We start from the raw sequence: 754 nt of genomic DNA, 5'->3' as shown, positions 1-754 counted from the left end.
TCCCCTTAGCGCATCAGGGGTGGGGCGTGCCCGAGGGTCGGGAAAAGGTCCCTCGCACGTGGCGGAAGTAGGCAAAACCCGGACGCAGCAGTAGCGCCGCGCCTACTCTTCCAGATGTGCCTGGCGTGACCGGCCGGGTCCTTGTGGTCGACGACAACAAGGTCATCCGGCAGCTGATCAGGGTCAACCTTGAGCTTGAGGGCTTCGAGGTCGTGACCGCGGCCGATGGTGCCGAGTGTCTGGAGATCGTTCACCAGGTCCGGCCCGATGTGATCACCCTCGATGCCGTGATGCCGCGGCTCGGTGGACTGCGGACCGCGGCGCTGCTGCGGGCCGACGCGCGTACCTGTGACGTTCCTGTGGCGATCATCAGTGCCTGCACGCACCTGGAGGGCGAGGACGGCCGGATGGTCGGGGTCGACGCCTTCCTGGGCAAGCCGTTCGATCCGGCCGAGCTGGTGCGGCTGGTGCAGGCGCTGATGGAGGGGCGGGGGATGCCGGGAGCGGCAGCCGCCGGAGACACCGCGCCGGTGGTGGGCCCGACCGGATGACGGTGCGAGGTCCGGTGTCAGTGGGGCCATGGTGCGCGCCGCGGGTGGCCCCGGCCTTGTGCCCGGGAGGGGCGCCAGTGCGGAGGATCGCGGGCTCGGCCGTGGGCGCTGAGGTGGCGTCGGAGCGGAGAGTCACAGGTCCGGTTTCGGACTCCTTGGCGGTGCGGCTGCGGAGGGGCGCGGGTGCGTGCCTGGGGTTGGTG

1 protein-coding gene is annotated in these 754 nt (G+C 70.7%); it reads left to right on the top strand.

Annotated elements, in window-relative coordinates:
- The first annotated feature begins 116 nt into the window (after positions 1–116).
- The gene (locus tag E4099_RS32575) at positions 117–551 is read left to right on the top strand and encodes a response regulator (protein WP_135342669.1); all 435 of its coding nucleotides are present in this window, start codon (positions 117–119) and stop codon (positions 549–551) included.
- Positions 552–754: the final 203 nt, after the last annotated feature.

The organism is Streptomyces palmae (genome assembly GCF_004684805.1).
Lineage (GTDB): Bacteria > Actinomycetota > Actinomycetes > Streptomycetales > Streptomycetaceae > Streptomyces > Streptomyces palmae.
The sequence above is the reverse complement of the archived record's forward strand: the minus strand, read 5'-3'. Positions and strand labels throughout refer to the sequence as shown.